The organism is Coprococcus sp. HPP0074 (assembly GCF_964238105.1).
GTDB classification, from domain to species: domain Bacteria; phylum Bacillota; class Clostridia; order Lachnospirales; family Lachnospiraceae; genus Faecalimonas; species Faecalimonas umbilicata.
In genome coordinates this window covers 153,240-169,759 of record NZ_CAXSKS010000008.1, presented here as the reverse complement: position 1 = coordinate 169,759, position 16,520 = coordinate 153,240, and the positions used below count along the sequence as shown (strand labels likewise).

At 43.7% G+C, this 16,520-nt stretch carries 19 protein-coding genes; all 19 read right to left on the bottom strand.

The genetic code is table 11. From position 1 onward, the window contains the following. Positions 1-65: 65 nt before the first annotated feature. The 19 genes from purN to ACESPO_RS11195 all read right to left on the bottom strand — a co-directional run bounded on the left by purN (position 66) and on the right by ACESPO_RS11195 (position 16,483). The gene (purN, locus tag ACESPO_RS11285; RefSeq protein ID WP_499788856.1) at positions 66-695 is read right to left on the bottom strand and encodes a phosphoribosylglycinamide formyltransferase; all 630 of its coding nucleotides are present in this window, start codon (positions 693-695) and stop codon (positions 66-68) included. After that, positions 689-1,714, bottom strand: coding sequence for a phosphoribosylformylglycinamidine cyclo-ligase (gene purM / locus ACESPO_RS11280; RefSeq protein WP_008977357.1), 1,026 nt, complete (start codon positions 1,712-1,714; stop codon positions 689-691). The genes purN and purM overlap by 7 nt, the downstream gene beginning before the upstream one ends. A 37-nt stretch (positions 1,715-1,751) precedes the next feature. Further along, positions 1,752-2,264, bottom strand: a complete 513-nt coding sequence (gene purE, locus ACESPO_RS11275) for a 5-(carboxyamino)imidazole ribonucleotide mutase (protein ID WP_008977358.1) — start codon at positions 2,262-2,264, stop codon at positions 1,752-1,754. Positions 2,265-2,493: 229 nt separating this feature from the next. Next, positions 2,494-4,581 (bottom strand): aminopeptidase, encoded by a 2,088-nt coding sequence (locus ACESPO_RS11270; RefSeq protein WP_009263584.1) that lies wholly within the window; start codon positions 4,579-4,581, stop codon positions 2,494-2,496. Positions 4,582-4,585: 4 nt separating this feature from the next. Beyond that, positions 4,586-4,990: a DUF6142 family protein gene (locus tag ACESPO_RS11265; RefSeq protein ID WP_008977360.1), complete on the bottom strand. Its 405-nt coding sequence runs from the start codon at positions 4,988-4,990 to the stop codon at positions 4,586-4,588. Beyond that, positions 4,977-5,444, bottom strand: a complete 468-nt coding sequence (locus tag ACESPO_RS11260; protein WP_009263585.1) for a VanZ family protein — start codon at positions 5,442-5,444, stop codon at positions 4,977-4,979. The genes ACESPO_RS11265 and ACESPO_RS11260 overlap by 14 nt, the downstream gene beginning before the upstream one ends. 34 nt (positions 5,445-5,478) lie before the next feature. After that, positions 5,479-5,631, bottom strand: coding sequence for a hypothetical protein (locus tag ACESPO_RS11255; protein WP_008977362.1), 153 nt, complete (start codon positions 5,629-5,631; stop codon positions 5,479-5,481). A gap of 13 nt (positions 5,632-5,644) precedes the next feature. Continuing rightward, positions 5,645-6,325, bottom strand: coding sequence for an orotate phosphoribosyltransferase (gene pyrE / locus ACESPO_RS11250; protein ID WP_008977363.1), 681 nt, complete (start codon positions 6,323-6,325; stop codon positions 5,645-5,647). A 56-nt stretch (positions 6,326-6,381) separates the two neighbouring features. Next, positions 6,382-7,284: a dihydroorotate dehydrogenase gene (locus ACESPO_RS11245; protein ID WP_008977364.1), complete on the bottom strand. Its 903-nt coding sequence runs from the start codon at positions 7,282-7,284 to the stop codon at positions 6,382-6,384. Continuing rightward, positions 7,284-8,057 (bottom strand): dihydroorotate dehydrogenase electron transfer subunit, encoded by a 774-nt coding sequence (locus ACESPO_RS11240; protein WP_499788854.1) that lies wholly within the window; start codon positions 8,055-8,057, stop codon positions 7,284-7,286. Before ACESPO_RS11240 ends, ACESPO_RS11245 begins: the two co-directional genes overlap by 1 nt. Before the next feature lie 40 nt (positions 8,058-8,097). Continuing rightward, entirely contained in the window at positions 8,098-9,024 is a 927-nt protein-coding gene (gene pyrF, locus ACESPO_RS11235; protein ID WP_009263586.1) for an orotidine-5'-phosphate decarboxylase, read from the bottom strand. A 58-nt stretch (positions 9,025-9,082) separates the two neighbouring features. After that, entirely contained in the window at positions 9,083-10,363 is a 1,281-nt protein-coding gene (locus ACESPO_RS11230) for a dihydroorotase (protein ID WP_499788853.1), read from the bottom strand. Between the two features lie 204 nt (positions 10,364-10,567). Further along, positions 10,568-11,785 carry a S41 family peptidase gene (locus ACESPO_RS11225; RefSeq protein ID WP_499788852.1) on the bottom strand — a complete coding sequence of 406 codons (1,218 nt, stop codon included), beginning with the start codon at positions 11,783-11,785 and terminating at the stop codon, positions 10,568-10,570. Positions 11,786-11,798: 13 nt separating this feature from the next. Then, a complete protein-coding gene (locus ACESPO_RS11220; RefSeq protein ID WP_016439779.1) occupies positions 11,799-13,007 on the bottom strand; it encodes a murein hydrolase activator EnvC family protein in 1,209 nt (402 codons plus the stop codon). An 8-nt stretch (positions 13,008-13,015) separates the two neighbouring features. After that, the gene (gene ftsX / locus ACESPO_RS11215; RefSeq protein WP_008977370.1) at positions 13,016-13,924 is read right to left on the bottom strand and encodes a permease-like cell division protein FtsX; all 909 of its coding nucleotides are present in this window, start codon (positions 13,922-13,924) and stop codon (positions 13,016-13,018) included. Then, positions 13,914-14,600, bottom strand: coding sequence for a cell division ATP-binding protein FtsE (gene ftsE / locus ACESPO_RS11210; protein WP_008977371.1), 687 nt, complete (start codon positions 14,598-14,600; stop codon positions 13,914-13,916). Before ftsE ends, ftsX begins: the two co-directional genes overlap by 11 nt. A 14-nt stretch (positions 14,601-14,614) precedes the next feature. Then, positions 14,615-15,703, bottom strand: a complete 1,089-nt coding sequence (locus ACESPO_RS11205; protein WP_499788851.1) for a PucR family transcriptional regulator — start codon at positions 15,701-15,703, stop codon at positions 14,615-14,617. 177 nt (positions 15,704-15,880) lie between these two features. Further along, positions 15,881-16,102, bottom strand: a complete 222-nt coding sequence (locus ACESPO_RS11200) for an alpha/beta-type small acid-soluble spore protein (RefSeq protein WP_008977373.1) — start codon at positions 16,100-16,102, stop codon at positions 15,881-15,883. Between the two features lie 180 nt (positions 16,103-16,282). Beyond that, positions 16,283-16,483, bottom strand: coding sequence for a PspC domain-containing protein (locus tag ACESPO_RS11195; RefSeq protein ID WP_008977374.1), 201 nt, complete (start codon positions 16,481-16,483; stop codon positions 16,283-16,285). Positions 16,484-16,520 lie beyond the last annotated feature (37 nt).

Sequence of the window (16,520 nt, the reverse complement as noted above, 5' to 3'; positions counted from 1 at the left end):
TGAATGCAGACCTGTTATGCCGATCTGTTCTCTATCTCCACTCACCAATAACTCTTTTCGGTACACTACTCGCCGCAGACTACCGCCTTCCCATCGATCAGTTCAATCTTCCCGTTTGCGATCAAATCAATCGCCTTCGGCAAAATCTTCCACTCCGCCTCTTCCATCACACGCCGTTGAAGCGTCTCCGGAGTGTCACTATTTTTCACTTCCACTGCCTTCTGCAAAATAATCGGACCGGTATCCGTTCCTTCATCTACAAAGTGTACTGTCGCGCCGACAACCTTCACCCCTCGTTTCAGTGCCGCCTCATGTACTTTCAGCCCATAATATCCCTTTCCACAAAATGCCGGAATCAAAGATGGGTGAATATTGATCATGCGATGTTCGTACTGTCTGATCACCTTTTCCGGAATCACCACAAGAAATCCCGCAAGCACGATCAGATCCGGATTTAACTGTTGAAGCTCGTCAAGGAAAGCATCGTTAAATGCTTCCCTTGATTCATAATCTTTCGGTGAAATGCACATTGCAAGAATCCCATGCTTCTTCGCACGTTCCAAAGCATAGGCATTCTTATTGTTGCTGATGACACCGATGATCTCCGTATTTGTAATTGTCTTAGCTTCAACTGCATCCATGATTGCCTGCAGGTTTGTCCCCCCGCCGGAAACTAATACAACTATTTTTAGCATAAAGTAACTCCTTTTTCTCCTGCTTCGATATGTCCTACCACATATGCATCTTCTCCGGCAGCCTTGATTGCTGCAACAGTCTTCTCCACATCATCTTTATCGACTGCCACGATCATTCCAAGTCCCATATTGTAAGTATTGTACATCATCTCTTCTGCAATCTCACCTTCTCTTGCCAGCATACGGAAGATTGGTGGAACCGGATAGCTGTCTTTTTCCACAACTGCACGCACACCATCACAGAGCATACGAGGAATATTCTCATAGAATCCACCACCTGTGATATGACTGCATCCTTTGATCTTCACTCCGCTTTCCTTAATACCGCGAAGTGCTTTCACATAGATCTTTGTCGGTGCGATCAGTGCTTCTCCAAGCGTAGTCCCAAGCTCTTCATGATATGTATCTAAAGTGTCTTTATCCATCTTAAATACTTTTCTTACAAGAGAAAATCCATTGCTATGTACTCCGGAAGACGCAATTCCGATCAGAACATCCCCATCTTTTAATTCCTTTCCAGTGATCAAGTCTTTCTCATCTACGACTCCGACTGCAAATCCTGCAAGATCGTATTCATCTTCTGGATAAAATCCTGGCATCTCCGCAGTCTCTCCACCGATCAGCGCTGCATCGGACTGTTTACAACCTTCTGCAACACCACTGACGATCGTAGCGATCTTCTCCGGCACATTTTTTCCACATGCAATATAATCTAAGAAAAACAACGGCTCTCCGCCCGCACATGCGATGTCATTGACACACATTGCAACACAGTCAATCCCCACTGTGTCATGCTTATCGAGAATAAATGCAAGTTTTAACTTTGTTCCGACACCATCTGTTCCAGATACTAATGTCGGTTTTTCCATTTCTTTGAACTTCTCCATAGAAAATGCTCCCGAAAATCCCCCGATATTTGTCAGAACTTCCGGTCTCATTGTCTGTTTGATATGTTCTTTCATCAATTCTACTGATTTGTACCCTGCTTCAATATCGACGCCTGCGTTTTTGTAATCCATCTTTTCTCCTCCATTTCAAGGCTTTCCCTGCTTTTTCCTACATTTGTTTCAGATATTCTTTATGTCCTAACTGATCAAGTTTTTCTGCCTTTGCCTGTACAGTCTCTTTCATCTCCTGAGAGTATGCTTTCAATCTTCCAAGCAGCTCCGGATCAGATGTTGCAAGAATTCTTGCCGCAAGAATCGCTGCATTGACTCCCCCGTCAATTGCCACTGTCGCTACCGGAATTCCCGGCGGCATCTGTACGATAGAATAAAGTGCATCTACACCCTCCAGGTTCTTTCCTGACATCGGAATTCCAATGACCGGCATTGGGAAGATCGCTGCACACATTCCAGGAAGATGTGCTGCCATACCTGCCCCTGCAATGATGACTTTAAAGTCTTTCTCCTCTGCGGACTTTGCATATTCAAAAAATACGTCCGGTTCACGGTGTGCAGAAATAATTGTCATTTCATATTCTACACCCAGTTTTTCCAGCATATCTGCTGCCTTGCTCATGACTTTCATGTCTGAGTCACTGCCCATAACAATTCCTACTTTTGGCATAATTCTCTCCTTTTCTCATTTACAAAATACCGGCACTTGGAAATACAAAGTATGAAATGATCCATCATCCATCTTTTTCCCGGCACCTTTATAAGTTACCAGTATAAATACTTGTTCATTTATAAGTTAATTTTACTAATACCGGGCAAGGATGTCAACAGTCCCGCCCGGTATCAGTGATTATAAATACTTATAAGGTTTTATTTCTAAACTCGTTCTTCCAAAAATCTTACGCATTTTCTGCATCCATTCGATCTAGTGGTTCATTGAGACTTTCCGTCCCCGGCAGTACGAATCTCATATCTTTCAAAAGTTCGATCTTGCTGCCATCTTTTCGGATGACACTGATCTCTGCCAGTTCTTCATATGGAATCGTAATGTCTGTATGACACTGAAAATATGCTTTATTCACATCTTCTTTTCGCAGAATCGAAATAGTATTATCCTTTGCAATGATCTCTTTTCCGTTCGGATTGTACACCCGGTTCTCCTCGTTCCAGCTGTAACAAGTGTCTCCGACCGCAAAATGTGGTCCCATCTTCTCTGCGATCAAAATGGTCATCTTATCCGCGATCTGATACTTGTTGACCATCACATATGCCGTCGTATTCGTTCCAATCGCAAACTCTCCAAGTGGAAGTGTCTCATGATTGTGCAGAATATTTTCCCGGATATAGGTTTTATTCTCCTCTTCTTTCTCAAAGTTTGCACAAGTATAATCTGTGATCATTCCATCCTGAAATTCGATCTTCAGATCTTTATACTGCATTCCATGCAGATATACTTCACTGACAAACAATGTTCCGTTTGTTCCTTCCAGTGTCGGAGAGGTGAACACTTCCCCTGCCGGAATATTGACATCCGAACCACAGTTTTCAAAGATCGTCTCCTTCTCCGGATCATTTAAAGCATGCAGTCTGACTTTGATATCCGTCTGATTCTTTCCTCTTCCAATGATATGCACGTATTCGCCTTGATCCAAGGCATCAATCATCGTCTGCTGGATCTGTCCATACACTTCGCTGTCCACTGCATTGATCTCGATCGTATCGTTAAAGATTGCCTCGTAGTCTTCTCCAATCTCCGGCTTCGGATACGAGATGATCGTGAAGCTTCTCTCTTCTCCCTTGATATACTGATTGATCATCTGGCTGGACTTACTTGCAAATGCCTGCAGCAGTTCTTCCTGCTTATCCGTATAGGAGAATACCTCCGACTTTCTCTCCGGTGAAAACGGTGGTTCTCCAAATGGATCGATCCATGCCGGACCCGCATAACATGCCGCCAGCTCTTTCTGTTTCTCATATGTATTTTTGATCACATCCAGCTTCCGCTCTGTATATTTTTTATCGAGGAACAATGCCTGGTCTGCTCTGTGATCATATTCAAACTGTTTGTTGACCGCTCCGTAATAACCGGATTTCTGATGGTTTTTCTTGGTCACAACACTGTTTGCTGCACGAAAGATCAACGGACGTAATCCCATTTTTTCAAAATTGCGTATCGCATACTGGATCATCCGCTCAAACCCTGCGGAATACAGCACATTGACCGTCTTTTTCTTTGAAAGATCTTTGCCGCCAAGTATAAATCCTCTTCGGAATCCTTCTGTATAGGTATCTGCCATCTTCTGAATCGTCTCTTCCGGAAGACTGTTCAGGTGACGCATCGTCTGGATCTCATAATCTGTGATCCATTCTCCGGTACGGAAAATAAACCGCTCATCACTGACATCCGTCTTTGCAAGCATCGGCACAAACACACCGCAATCCGGTGAGATCTGCTCTTCGATCCGATCTGCCAGAAACACATCACAATAATCACTTGCATACCAGTACACGATCTCCTTAAGTTCTCTGAACTCCGGACACTGTGCATCTTCAAAACAATTATAGATTTCAATAAACAGTTCATTACAGATTGTATTGTATTTTAATTTTCCTTCATAGGCATACCCTATCTGAGCGCGCATCTCAGTATACAGAAAACTTAAAAAAGTTCCAAAATCTTCTCCGAGTTTTTCTACTGCCCAAGCCGGATTTGCATACGATGTTCCGTAATTTTCTTCTGAAATGTCTGCATACAGCTTGTGATTGATTTCTTTCATCTCATCAAATGAAAGTTTTTCCCACGATCCATCTTCCACCATTGCTCTTACTTCTTCTACAAAAAGAAGAAATTCTGCCACATGTCTAAAATATGGACGAAACTGCTCTGCGGCAGTCTGCTCTGTACCGATCATTCGGATACGTTCGATCGTCAGATCGTGTCTTTCGTGAAATATTTCATTTTCTTCTTTCCACTGTTCGTTCCACATAAACTTATATCCCCCTGAAAAATATTATTGCCAAACCGACAAACAAAGCGGCATTGCATACAATTCCGATCCGGCATGTAAGATACTTCCGCTCTCGCTCCCGCAGTCCGATCATTCCAAAGAAAATCCCAACTCCCGAAAGTATCCAGGCGCAAATTCCCAACGCACCGATCATTGTTGCTGCTTTTCCTTCCTGAACGTACGACACTGTAACAAGAAGAGAAAGAAGTACGATGGCCGCTATAGCAATAAGGGTAGAACGAACTCCATGCTTCGCATGGCGGATCACTTTTTCTTCTCCATAGCGGTTTCTTTTTTTCTGATAGCGCTGTACTTCTTTTTCCCGCCGTCTCTGCTGTCTTTCTAATTCTCGCTGTCTTTTTTTTCGTCTTCTCTCACTTCTTTGCATGGTATCTTCTCCTTATTGCATTGCATATAACAAACAGTATGTAGCCTGCGAGCCCTCCGATTGTATTTAACAGAAGGTCGTCCACATCGAAAGATCCTACTCTTGTAAGTAGTTGAAATACTTCCACGCAAAGACTGAGTCCGAAACTGTAACATACCGTCATAAAAAAGCTGCGGTATTTGCTTGCCATCGGCATAAAGAAACCGAATGGCACAAAAATTACTACGTTTCCGACAACATTCGTGAGCACTGCAAAAGTCCCCAGTGTCTCACGATATGTCAGAAAACGCCGAATCTCTTTAAACAGAACGAGATTGTAACGATACTCGCTCATTTCCCCAGTACGCCCATACCACTCTGAGAAAAGCAGAAAGTATATAATGAACAACACATAACATACAAACAACACTTTCCCGAGGATACGCAGACGTTTTCTTTCTTTATACTTCACCATTGCACCCTTTCAGAATGATTCCTCTCTTTCCGGACTAAAAAGTCAGACCGGATTTATTCTTTAGTAAGCGTGCACCCCCTACGATTGTGATCACTCCTGCTGCGATCCCGGTCACGATCATGATCACACCGAGAACTATATTTCCTGCGCCGACTGTCGTCATCGTCTTATAAATCTTTTCGTTCATAAGTCTCTCCTGTCTATTTTGCTCCGTACTGCTCATAGTATGCATCAATTGCAGACTTGATCTCATCATCGATCACTACTTTTCCATTGCATTCTTTATTGTGCAGGTGCTCTACTACTTCCGCCATCGTCACGATCGCATTTGTCTCAAATCCATAGAGATCTTTTACTTCTTCCAGAGCACATTTCACTCCGCCTTTTCCAACTTCCATACGGTCAAGAGATACCATCAGACCTACAATCTCTACATCTGCTGCCCCTTTTACTTTCGGCACAGTCTCCTCCATGGATTTTCCTGATGTCGTCACATCCTCGATCATGATCACTCGATCGCCATCCTGAAGTTTGCTTCCAAGAAAGCTTCCCTTGTCTGCTCCATGATCTTTCTCTTCTTTTCTGTCAGAGCAGTAACGGACTTCCTTTCCATACAATTCACTATATGCGATCGCTGTCACTACTCCGAGCGGAATTCCCTTATATGCCGGTCCAAATAAAACGTCAAAATCATCTCCGTATTTATCGTGGATTGCCTTTGCATAATACTCCCCGAGTCTCTTTAACTGAGAACCAGTCACATATCCTCCCGCATTCATGAAAAACGGAGATTTTCTTCCGCTTTTTAATGTAAATTCTCCAAACTTGAGCACATTGCTCTCCACCATAAATTCAATAAACTCTTTCTTATACTGTTCCATCTCTCTACCTCCATATCTTCAGGCAGCAGCTGCCTTGATTTACTGTTTTCTCTTCTCTATTTTACAATTCCAACCATATCTTTCACAGTCTCGAACTGATATTTCTTCATATACGCTTCGATTCCATCCACGATCTCGGCTGTGACACCTGGATTGATGAAGTTTGCAGTTCCAACAGATACTGCACTTGCCCCTGCGAGGATAAATTCAATCGCATCCTCCGCTGTAGCAATTCCGCCCATTCCAATGATCGGGATATTGACTGCATTTGCCACCTGGTAGACCATGCGGACTGCGATCGGCTTAATTGCCGGACCAGAGACACCGCCGGTTTTATTTGCCAGCGCAAATGCTCTTCGATGTACATCGATCTTCATTCCAGTCAGTGTATTGATCAGCGATACTGCATCGGCTCCTCCTGCCTCCACAGCTTTTGCCATCTCTGTGATATCTGTTACATTCGGGCTTAGCTTCATGATGACCGGCTGCTTCGCATATTTTTTCACTGCGCTTGTGATCTCCTCTGCCGCCTTTGGATTCTGTCCGAATGCAATCCCACCTTCCTTGACGTTCGGGCAGGAAATGTTGATCTCCAGCATATCTACATCTTCACTTGCAAGACGTTCTACAACTTCACAATAATCTTCTTTCGAGCGTCCACAGACATTGACAATGATCTTTGTGTCATGCTGACGAAGGAACGGGATATCGCGCTCACAGAATAGATCAATCCCCGGATTCTGCAGACCGACTGCATTCATCATTCCTCCGTAAGTTTCTGCCACACGCGGAGTCGGATTTCCTTCCCATGGAATATTTGCCACCCCTTTGGTCGTGACTGCTCCGAGCTTGCTAAGATCTACAAAATCACAGAACTCTGCACCAGAACCAAAAGTCCCGGAGGCAACTGTCACAGGATTTTTCCATTCTACTCCTGCTATATTTACACGCATATCCATTATAATTCCACCTCCGTCGATAAGAATACCGGTCCGTCCTTGCAAATCCGCTTATTATTCACATTGCTGTGGTGGTCTTTCTCTTTTGATTTGCACACACATGCAAGACAAGCGCCGATTCCACACGCCATACGCTCCTCAAGGGAAAGGTAACATTCGATTCCGTTTTCCTCTGCATAGCTTTTCAGTGCACGGAGCATTGGTGTCGGACCGCACGCATAGATAATATCAGCTTCCAGACTATGTTCGCGGATTGCATCCATAACATTTCCCTTTGTTCCGACACTTCCGTCTTCTGTGGAAATATAAAGTGTTCCATTTGCTTCCAGTTCTTTCTTTAAGAAAGTCTGTGCATCACGGTATCCTACGATAATCTGTTTCTCACAGTTCAGTGATTTTGCAAGTTCCAGAATCGGAGGTACTCCGATTCCTCCACCGATCAGAAATGCTTTCTTCTCAATCAGTGGGAATCCGTTTCCAAGCGGTCCGATCACCGGGATTGTATCCCCCGCTTTCATTTTTGAAAACTGTTCTGTCCCTGTCTTTTCTCCCGTCACGCGATATACGACGCGAAGCTTTCCTCCCTCTCTGTCAATCTCACAGATACTGATCGGACGTGGGAGCAGTTTGCTCCCATCATTTGTATACATGGAAATAAATTGTCCTGCTTTTGCTGTCTTTGCTGCCTTTGTCTGGATCCACATGCTGAAAATCCCATCTGCAAGACATTCCTGGGAGACAACAAGTGCCTGCTCTTTTTCTCTCTCTGCCATAATGTTCTTCCTCTATCATTTCATCTTTTTTATCATTCTATTAGCGGTTGTTCAGTGCATTGCTGATGTCTGCCACCATTGCTTCCACAGCTGCTCTTGATGCATCTCCGAAATTCTCGGCACCGAATTTTGCATAAGCTTCCTGCTTGTAAGCTGCGATAATTCCACGGGAAGAGTTTACGATTGCTCCCAGTCCATCTTCATTAAAGAAATGTACGAGGTCTTTTCCCTGTCCTCCCTGTGCTCCGTATCCCGGTACGAGAATGTAAGATTTCGGCATCACTTTTCTGAGAACTTTTCCCATCTCCGGGTAAGTTGCTCCTACAACGGCTCCGATGTAGCTGTATTCGTCACCCATATGTGCCTCGCCCCATGCAGCAACTTTCTCTCCAACTAATTCATACAGCGGTCTGCCGTCGACCAGCTGATCCTGGAACTCTCCGCTTGATGGGTTGGATGTCTTCACAAGGATGAACAGACCCTTGTTTTCTTCTTTACAGATGTCGATAAATGGATTGACCCCATCCGATCCAAGGTATGGGTTGACTGTCACGAAGTCCTCATCAAACGGTGCATAAGATTTGCTTCCTACCTGCACATGTCCGAGATGCCCTACTGCATAAGCAGCGGATGTAGATCCGATATCTCCTCTCTTGATATCTCCGATCACCACAAGTCCTTTTTCCTTACAGTAATCGACAGTCTTTTTAAATGCTTCCAGTCCCGGAATTCCAAACTGTTCGTACATAGCGATCTGCGGCTTCACTGCCGGGATCAGGTCATAAGTCTTGTCAACGATCTCTTTATTGAACTGCCAGATTGCCTCTGCTGCTCCCTCTAAAGTCTCCCCGAACTCTGCGAATGCTTTCTTCTGTACATGCTCCGGAATATAGTTGAGCATCGGGTCTAATCCTACTACGATTGGTGCGTTTGTCTTCTTAATATTTGCTACTAACTTGTTGATCATGTTTCTCTCCTCCACTGATATGTCTTTCTATCTTTCTTCTGTCTTGCAAAGCTTTCTCTTATCCTTCATAGACCGGCACGCCGTCCACGATTGTGCAGCGCACTTCGCCTTTTACTTTTCTTCCATGGAATGGTGTATTCTTTCCTTTTGAGAAAAATGTATGTTTGTCAATCTCATATTCTTTCGATGGATCAAAGATGACAATGTCCGCGATCTTCCCTTCAGAAATCGAACCCTTTTCCTCGGAAAGCCCGAGGATCTTTGCCGGATTATAGCTCATCTTCTCTGCCATCTGCATTGGAGTAAGCACTCCGGTCTCCACCAGTTCTGTGTAAGTCAGTGCTGCCGATGTCTCCAACCCTACAATTCCAAATGCAGCATCCTTCATGGATTTGTCCTTTTCCTGCTCTGCATGCGGCGCATGATCGGTAGCGATCACATCCATGATGTTATTTTTCAGTCCTTCGCGAAGTGCTTCTACATCTGCCTTGCTGCGAAGCGGCGGATTCATCTTAAAGTTTCCATCATCCTCTGTAATATCGTCTGTCGTCATAATAAAGTGATGCGGGCATACTTCTGCCGTCACTGGAAGTCCATCTCTCTTTGCCTCAGCGACCATACGCACACTGTCCGCAGTCGAACAATGGCACAGATGAAGCTGTACTCCTGTCTCTTTTGCAAGAAGGATATCTCTTGCAACGATTACATCTTCCACCGCATTTGTAATTCCTTTCAGTCCGAGTGCTTCTGCCTTTTGATCGGCATTCATGACACCACCTTCTACCATATGAATATCCTCGCAGTGTGCAAAGACAGCGATTCCGCTTGCTGCCGCTCTTCTCATTCCTTCTCTGTAAAGAGATGCGTTCATCACAGACTTCCCATCCTCACTGATCGCATGGCATCCTGCCTCCGCCATTCCTTCGATATCAGCCAGTTCTTCTCCTGCCTGACCGACTGTGACTGCACCAAGCTGGATCACATGCACCGGCGAATCTTCCTTCGCACGCGTATGTACATCTTCCACACGCTCTTTTGTGTCGATGACCGGTTTTGTGTTCGGCATCGCACAGACCGTTGTCACACCTCCGTGCGCTGCTGCCTTTCCGCCTGTCTCTAATGTTTCTTTATATTCCAATCCCGGATCTCTTAAATGTACATGAAGGTCAATGAATCCCGGCATTACATAACAGCCTTTCGCATCGATCACCCGATCCGCCTGCTCTTCAATATGTTCTTTGACACCGATGATTCTCTGATCCTCTGTCAGCACATCACAGATCCCATCCACTCCCGTAGCCGGATCCAAAACATGCCCATTCTTGATTAATACTCTCATACTGCTCTATCCTTTCTTCCCAGTGTACTGTACCTTCCGACAGACAGGTCCCCGTCTGTCATCATACTATTTTTATTTTATCATAGCAGCACAAAAAAAGGAATGTCAAATTTGTGTTCCCTTCTGACATTCCTTCTCTTTCATCACTTTGGATAAATTCTTTCCATGCTGCACTGATTTTTCAGTACACTGGTACATTGTATTCTATTGTTCCCGAAGCACATCCATCGCAGTCTGCAGTTGATTGTCAGCCTCCGGATCTTCCTCATCTCTGACATACTCTACCGAAACATCCGGCTCGATTCCTTTCCCGTCGATATTTCTTCCCTTCGGAGTAAAATACTCAGAGATTGTCACCTTGACACAAGTTCCGTCATCGAGTGGAAATAGTTGCTGGACAACGCCTTTCCCATATGTTGTCGTTCCTACGATCGTACCGATCTTGTAATCCTGAACTGCTCCGGCAAAAATCTCAGAAGCACTTGCGCTATATCCATTTACCAGAACTGCAAGCGGAGTATCAAAGTCATTCTTTCCACTTCCTCGGATTTCTTCTTCTTTTCCACTCCGATCCTTTGTAGAAACAATCGTTCCTTCCGGAAGGATCAGCTCCAGCATATTGCAGACTGTATCAAGATTTCCACCTGGATTACTTCTCAAATCAATGACAAGCCCCTGCATGTCCTGCTCTTCCAATGTTGTAAGCGCCTGTTCAAACTGTCCCATCGTCACACTGTCAAATTCAGAAACACTGATGTAGCCAATCTGGTCTTCTTTCATCTCAAACTCGACTGTCTGAGCTTCGACTTTTCCTCGCACAGCCGTCAATTCAATCTCTTCTTTTTCCTCCCCGCGTAAAACGGTGATATGGACTTCTGTCCCCTCTTCTCCTTTGATGTCTGCAACAACTTCATCCAGTTCCTCACCGGTCACTTCTTCGCCTTCCACCTTATAGAGAATATCTTCCGAACGCATTCCCGCTTTTTCTGCCGGAGAGTCTTTGTAGACTCTGCTTACCGTAATGATTCCTGTGTCTAGATTCTGAGACATCGCCGCTCCGATTCCAATATATTCTCCTGATGTCGTCTCAAAAAGTTCCTTTGTTTCTTCTTCCGTATAGTAAGTCGAATACGGATCATTTAAACCTGCCAGAATTCCTGCATACATACCGTCTTCCAGATCTTCTGTATCTGTATCCCGAAGATAATGCTCGTCAATAATCTTCTCAATCTCTTTCAGCTTTTCTTTTGATTCCGCGTTCAGCACACTCTCCGATGACTGAATACTGTTATTTTCATTCTTTCTGATTTTCTCTGCTACATTCTTTCCTAGGGAAACTCCGCCAAAAATGGCACCTCCCCCTATGAACATAGCAAGGGCGCCACAGAGCGCCCCTTTTAAAAAACTATGTTTATTCTCCATATGATTACCTGTCTTACATATAATTTGAAGGATTCACTGCTACACCGTTTAATTCTACCTGAAAGTGAAGGTGTGGTCCTGTCGACTGTCCGGTACTTCCCACATATCCAATCTGCTGACCTTTCTCTACTCTCTGTCCAGCAGATACTGTCAGTGCAGAATGATGCATGTATTTTGAAACAAGTCCATTGTCATGCTGGATGACAACCCAGTTTCCTGCTGATGTACTATAATTTGCAATCAGGACAGTGCCTGCCGCTGCTGCATATGTAGGTGTTCCTTCTGGCGCTGCATAATCATGCCCTTTGTGCCCTCCGACCTCAAACTCTCGGATTTCTCCAAAGTAACTTGACTGATATGTCATCCCCGGACATGGGTGTGTAAAGTACCCGCTGCCAGATACCACATTGTCTGATGACGGCGGCATCACTCCTCCAGATGTACTTCCACCAGTACTGCTTCCACCCGAAGGTGCCTGTATCTGATTGTTCTGTCCGGCATTGTTGTTCATCGCCTGCTGCTGTGCTGCTAACTGTGCCGCCTCAGCTTCCTTCTGGCGCCGTTCGGCCTCCTGTGCTTCCGCGATCAGTTGCTGTAATACTTTTGCGTTCTCCCCAATCTCAGATTCCAGATTTGCAATCTGAATGTTCTTATTAGAAAGTAGTGTTTCTACACTTGCACGCTTCTCAGAAAGTGTCGTCTGAAGCGCTGACAGTTCCTCGTACTCTGCACGGAGTTCTTCTTCCTTCTTCTGCACTTGCTCAACCGTCTTCTGAAATTCTACAAGCATATCTCTATCATATTCCGAGATCTTAGTCACATATTCCGTTTTGTTGAGAAAATCTGAGATATTTTCTGCACTGAGAATGATCTCGATAAATTCCACATTTCCATTCTCGTACATGTATTTGATACGTTTCTTCATGCTCTCATATTGATTGTTCTCAGTTACTTTCGCCTCCACAAGCTCATTCTCAGCAGACTCAATCTGCTCTTCCTTCGCAGACATATCATCCTGCGCTTTCTGAAGTTCCTGGATGACTGTGTTCAGTTCATTATCAAGCGAGCTTTTCTCGGCTTCCGCAGCTTTCTTCTGCTCTTCCAACTGCTCTCCCTTTTTTTGTGTCTCAGAAATAGATGTTGCTGACACTGGCATGACACTTCCGCTGCATAACGCACACGCAAGGAATAGTGCCGCTATCTTCTTTCCTCTTAATTTCATATTTTCACCTATACCTTTAAATGCTTTCTGATCGTAAAGAAACTTCCGATAAAACCGATTCCGACTCCAAGAAGAAGACCTGTCGGCAATAAGATTTTATACACATCCCACACTGGCATGAAATCTAAAATGTTATTCAGAATGCTAAAGCGGGTCATAATGTAATCAATTGCTTTGTCATATACGACATACAATCCTGCCAGCGGAATTGCTGCCCCGACAAGACCGATCAGAATACCTTCAACGATAAATGGTCCACGGACAAAATAATCCTTGGCACCAATGTATTTCATGATCGCAATCTCTTCCTTCCGGACCGTAATACCAATCGTAACTGTGTTACTGATCAAAAATACTGTTACAATCAGCAGAATCAAGATGATCGCCGCAGACACATAGAGGATCAGTTTATTGACACTCGACAATGTCTTTGCAACAACATCGGACTTATTGACCTTGCGGACTCCATCAAGTCCTTCTGCAAATTTCACGACTTCTTTCTGTGACTCTACGTCTTTCATATACACTTCATAGTTATCAGATCCTGCCAGCGGATTGTCATCCTTAAATCCCTCGGCAAGATCTTTGGATTCTCCAAAATATTCATCCTTGAATGTATCCCACGCCTCATCTGCCGAAACGTAAGTAACCTTCAGGACATCGTCCCTATCTCTCAGCGCATCTCCGATTGCCTCTACCTTGCTGTCTTCCAGATTTTCCTCAAAGAATACAGTGATCGCTACCCCTTCTTCTGCCTTCTTGACTATGTAGTTAAAGTTAAGAATTACGGAAAAGAATAGTCCGAATAAGAAGATACATGCCGCCATCGTTGCAACTGATGCCAGCGAGAACAGCTTGTTTCTTCCGATATTCTTAACTCCCTGCTTCATCGTATATCCTACTGTACTAATCCTCATTTATATACCCACCTTTTTTCTCGTCGCTGACAATGACACCTTTCTTCATCGTAATTACACGCTTCTGCATCTCGTTTACGATCTCCTGATTATGTGTAACGACTAATACGGTTGTTCCTCTTTGGTTCGCTTCCTCAAGCAACTGCATGATCTCCCATGAGTTTGTCGGGTCAAGATTTCCTGTCGGCTCGTCTGCCAGAAGGATTGACGGCTCATTGACGATCGCTCTTGCGATTGCTACACGCTGCTGTTCTCCACCGGAAAGTTCCTTCGGGAACATCTTATATTTCTGAGCAAGTCCTACAAGTGAAAGCGCTGCCGGTACTTTCTTCTTCATCACACGCGTCGGAGTCTCAACAACTCTCTGGGCAAATGCAATGTTCTCATAAATATTTCTGTCTTTTAAAAGTCTGAAGTCCTGGAACACAACTCCAAGGCCTCTTCTGTACTTCGGAATATGTCTGTGCTTCATACGGTTCAGATTCTGTCCATTCACAATGATCGTGCCGGATGTCGGATCTAATTCTTTCATGATCAACTTGATCAAAGTAGATTTTCCTGACCCACTGTCCCCTACGATGAACACGAATTCGCCCTGCTCGATCTTCACAGATACTCCATTCAGAGCCGCAACTCCTTTTGAATACTCCTTCGTTACATCTTTTAATTCTATCATATGTCCTCCTATCACTAATACTCCAAGGTCTCCATGTACTTCATGTATTTCACTACCATAAGAGCAATCTTGAATGTGATCGCATCTTCAAACACACGAAGATCCAAACCTGTGCTCTTTTGCAGCTTATCCAGCCTGTACACAAGTGTATTTCTGTGGATGTATAGCTGTCTTGATGTCTCCGATACATTCAGACTGTTTTCGAAGAATTTATTGATCGTCGTCAATGTTTCCTCATCAAAATCGTCCGGTGATTTTCCTTCAAAAATCTCACGGATAAACATCTTGCAAAGTGGAATCGGCAGCTGATAGATCAGTCTTCCGATACCAAGTGTGTTGTATGCGATGATATCTTTCTCATTAAAGAAGATCTTTCCTACATCCAGTGCAAGCTTCGCCTCTTTGTAGGACTTGGATACCTCCTTGATATCATTTACTATAGTTCCGTATGCAACATGAACATCTTCCTCGCCCTCTGACTGAAGCATCTCCAGAATGTTCTTTGCAACTTGTTCCATCTCTTTGTAACCTTCATTAGCTGCAAGCTCTTTCACAACGATGATGTTCTTCTCATCCACAGCTGTGATAAAATCCTTTGTCTTGCTGCCCAGAAGTACACGCACACTCTCAAGCATCCCCGTATCTTTCTCCCGGGACGTTTCAACTATAAGAATAACACGTCTCACTTCCGTGTCAATATGTAATTTTTTCGCCCGATTATAGATATCTACAAGCAGTAAGTTGTCAAGAAGCAGATTCTTGATGAAATTATCTTTGTCAAAACGCTCTTTGTAAGCGACCAAAAGATTCTGGATCTGGAATGCCGCGATCTTACCGACCATGTATACATCCTCGCTTCCACCATTCGCCATTAAGATATATTCGAGCTGATGTTCGTCAAAAATCTTAAAGAACTGGTAGCCCTGGATCACCTGACTGTCCGCCGGTGATTCCACAAACGGCACTACCGCACTTTCATAATCTTCTGTATCTGTAAATGTACTTGCAAGTACCTTTCCTTCTGTATCCATTACACACAAATCGACCCGGGTAATTCCCTTCAAGCCTTCGATGGTGTTCTGAAGTGTCTGATTTGATATCATATTCTTCTCCTCCGCTTAATAAATTCTACATTTCTACATATCTGTATATATCTTAATGCAAAACAGCAAAAAAAGAAAGTAGAAATCAAGAATTATTATGCATTTTTTCTTTCGGGAGAAATACTTACGCACAAAAAAATTCCTTCTCCCAGTCGTACGATTATATCAAATAATCTCTTATTTTTCAACCCCTGCCTCAGATTGTTCACAGTTTTTAAACATTTTTCTACGGTTTTTTACGATTCCTCCGATTCTTCCGGTCTCCCTCGACGACAGTGATTTCCACCCTTTTTCCATCACCTGATCGAGGAGTCCGAGTTCTTCTGCAATCTCATATTTCAACCGTTCTTCTGGCTCTAATTCACTTAATACAATCTTTTTTTCCTTTTTCCGTGACATCTTTTTTCTCCCCTTTTCCTGCAATTTCCTAATTCTATTAAATCCATTGTGATATTTGTAAATATTCCCTGTTTTTTTTAATTTATACAGACTCCTCACTTCCCACGGACTTCTCTATGCTCTAAAAGGAAAAAGCAGCTGTTCGCTGCTTTTTTATGTCATCCTAAAGTTTTCTCCATATTAAAATTCTTTCGGCTCATCCGGAATAATGACCGAACAGATAAAATAGGCAAGAATTCCCGTTCCCCAACTTGTCAAGCTGAGCAATACAACTCCAAGTCTTACAAGTGTCGGATCGATGTTGAAATATTCTGCTATTCCTCCGCATACTCCACATATCATTTTATTTCTTGTTGATCTGTATAATCTTTTCTGTTCCATTCTAAAATTCCCCTTTCTTAAAAAACACTCTGTAAAT

Excerpts from the sequence above, each read along its gene's own strand:
- ACESPO_RS11240 (WP_499788854.1), bottom strand. The coding sequence starts at position 8,057 with ATGGCAGAGAGAGAAAAAGAGCAGGCACTTGTTGTCTCCCAGGAATGT.
- ftsE (WP_008977371.1), bottom strand. The coding sequence starts at position 14,600 with ATGATAGAATTAAAAGATGTAACGAAGGAGTATTCAAAAGGAGTTGCG.
- ACESPO_RS11220 (WP_016439779.1), bottom strand. The coding sequence starts at position 13,007 with ATGAAATTAAGAGGAAAGAAGATAGCGGCACTATTCCTTGCGTGTGCG.
- pyrF (WP_009263586.1), bottom strand. The coding sequence starts at position 9,024 with ATGATCAACAAGTTAGTAGCAAATATTAAGAAGACAAACGCACCAATC.
- ACESPO_RS11205 (WP_499788851.1), bottom strand. The coding sequence starts at position 15,703 with ATGATATCAAATCAGACACTTCAGAACACCATCGAAGGCTTGAAGGGA.
- ACESPO_RS11200 (WP_008977373.1), bottom strand. The coding sequence starts at position 16,102 with ATGTCACGGAAAAAGGAAAAAAAGATTGTATTAAGTGAATTAGAGCCA.
- ACESPO_RS11260 (WP_009263585.1), bottom strand. The coding sequence starts at position 5,444 with ATGGTGAAGTATAAAGAAAGAAAACGTCTGCGTATCCTCGGGAAAGTG.
- ACESPO_RS11195 (WP_008977374.1), bottom strand. The coding sequence starts at position 16,483 with ATGGAACAGAAAAGATTATACAGATCAACAAGAAATAAAATGATATGT.
- ACESPO_RS11265 (WP_008977360.1), bottom strand. The coding sequence starts at position 4,990 with ATGCAAAGAAGTGAGAGAAGACGAAAAAAAAGACAGCGAGAATTAGAA.
- purE (WP_008977358.1), bottom strand. The coding sequence starts at position 2,264 with ATGCCAAAAGTAGGAATTGTTATGGGCAGTGACTCAGACATGAAAGTC.
- ACESPO_RS11245 (WP_008977364.1), bottom strand. The coding sequence starts at position 7,284 with ATGGATATGCGTGTAAATATAGCAGGAGTAGAATGGAAAAATCCTGTG.
- ACESPO_RS11255 (WP_008977362.1), bottom strand. The coding sequence starts at position 5,631 with ATGAACGAAAAGATTTATAAGACGATGACGACAGTCGGCGCAGGAAAT.
- ACESPO_RS11270 (WP_009263584.1), bottom strand. The coding sequence starts at position 4,581 with ATGTGGAACGAACAGTGGAAAGAAGAAAATGAAATATTTCACGAAAGA.
- pyrE (WP_008977363.1), bottom strand. The coding sequence starts at position 6,325 with ATGGAACAGTATAAGAAAGAGTTTATTGAATTTATGGTGGAGAGCAAT.
- ftsX (WP_008977370.1), bottom strand. The coding sequence starts at position 13,924 with ATGAGGATTAGTACAGTAGGATATACGATGAAGCAGGGAGTTAAGAAT.
- ACESPO_RS11225 (WP_499788852.1), bottom strand. The coding sequence starts at position 11,785 with ATGGAGAATAAACATAGTTTTTTAAAAGGGGCGCTCTGTGGCGCCCTT.
- ACESPO_RS11230 (WP_499788853.1), bottom strand. The coding sequence starts at position 10,363 with ATGAGAGTATTAATCAAGAATGGGCATGTTTTGGATCCGGCTACGGGA.
- purN (WP_499788856.1), bottom strand. The coding sequence starts at position 695 with ATGCTAAAAATAGTTGTATTAGTTTCCGGCGGGGGGACAAACCTGCAG.
- purM (WP_008977357.1), bottom strand. The coding sequence starts at position 1,714 with ATGGATTACAAAAACGCAGGCGTCGATATTGAAGCAGGGTACAAATCA.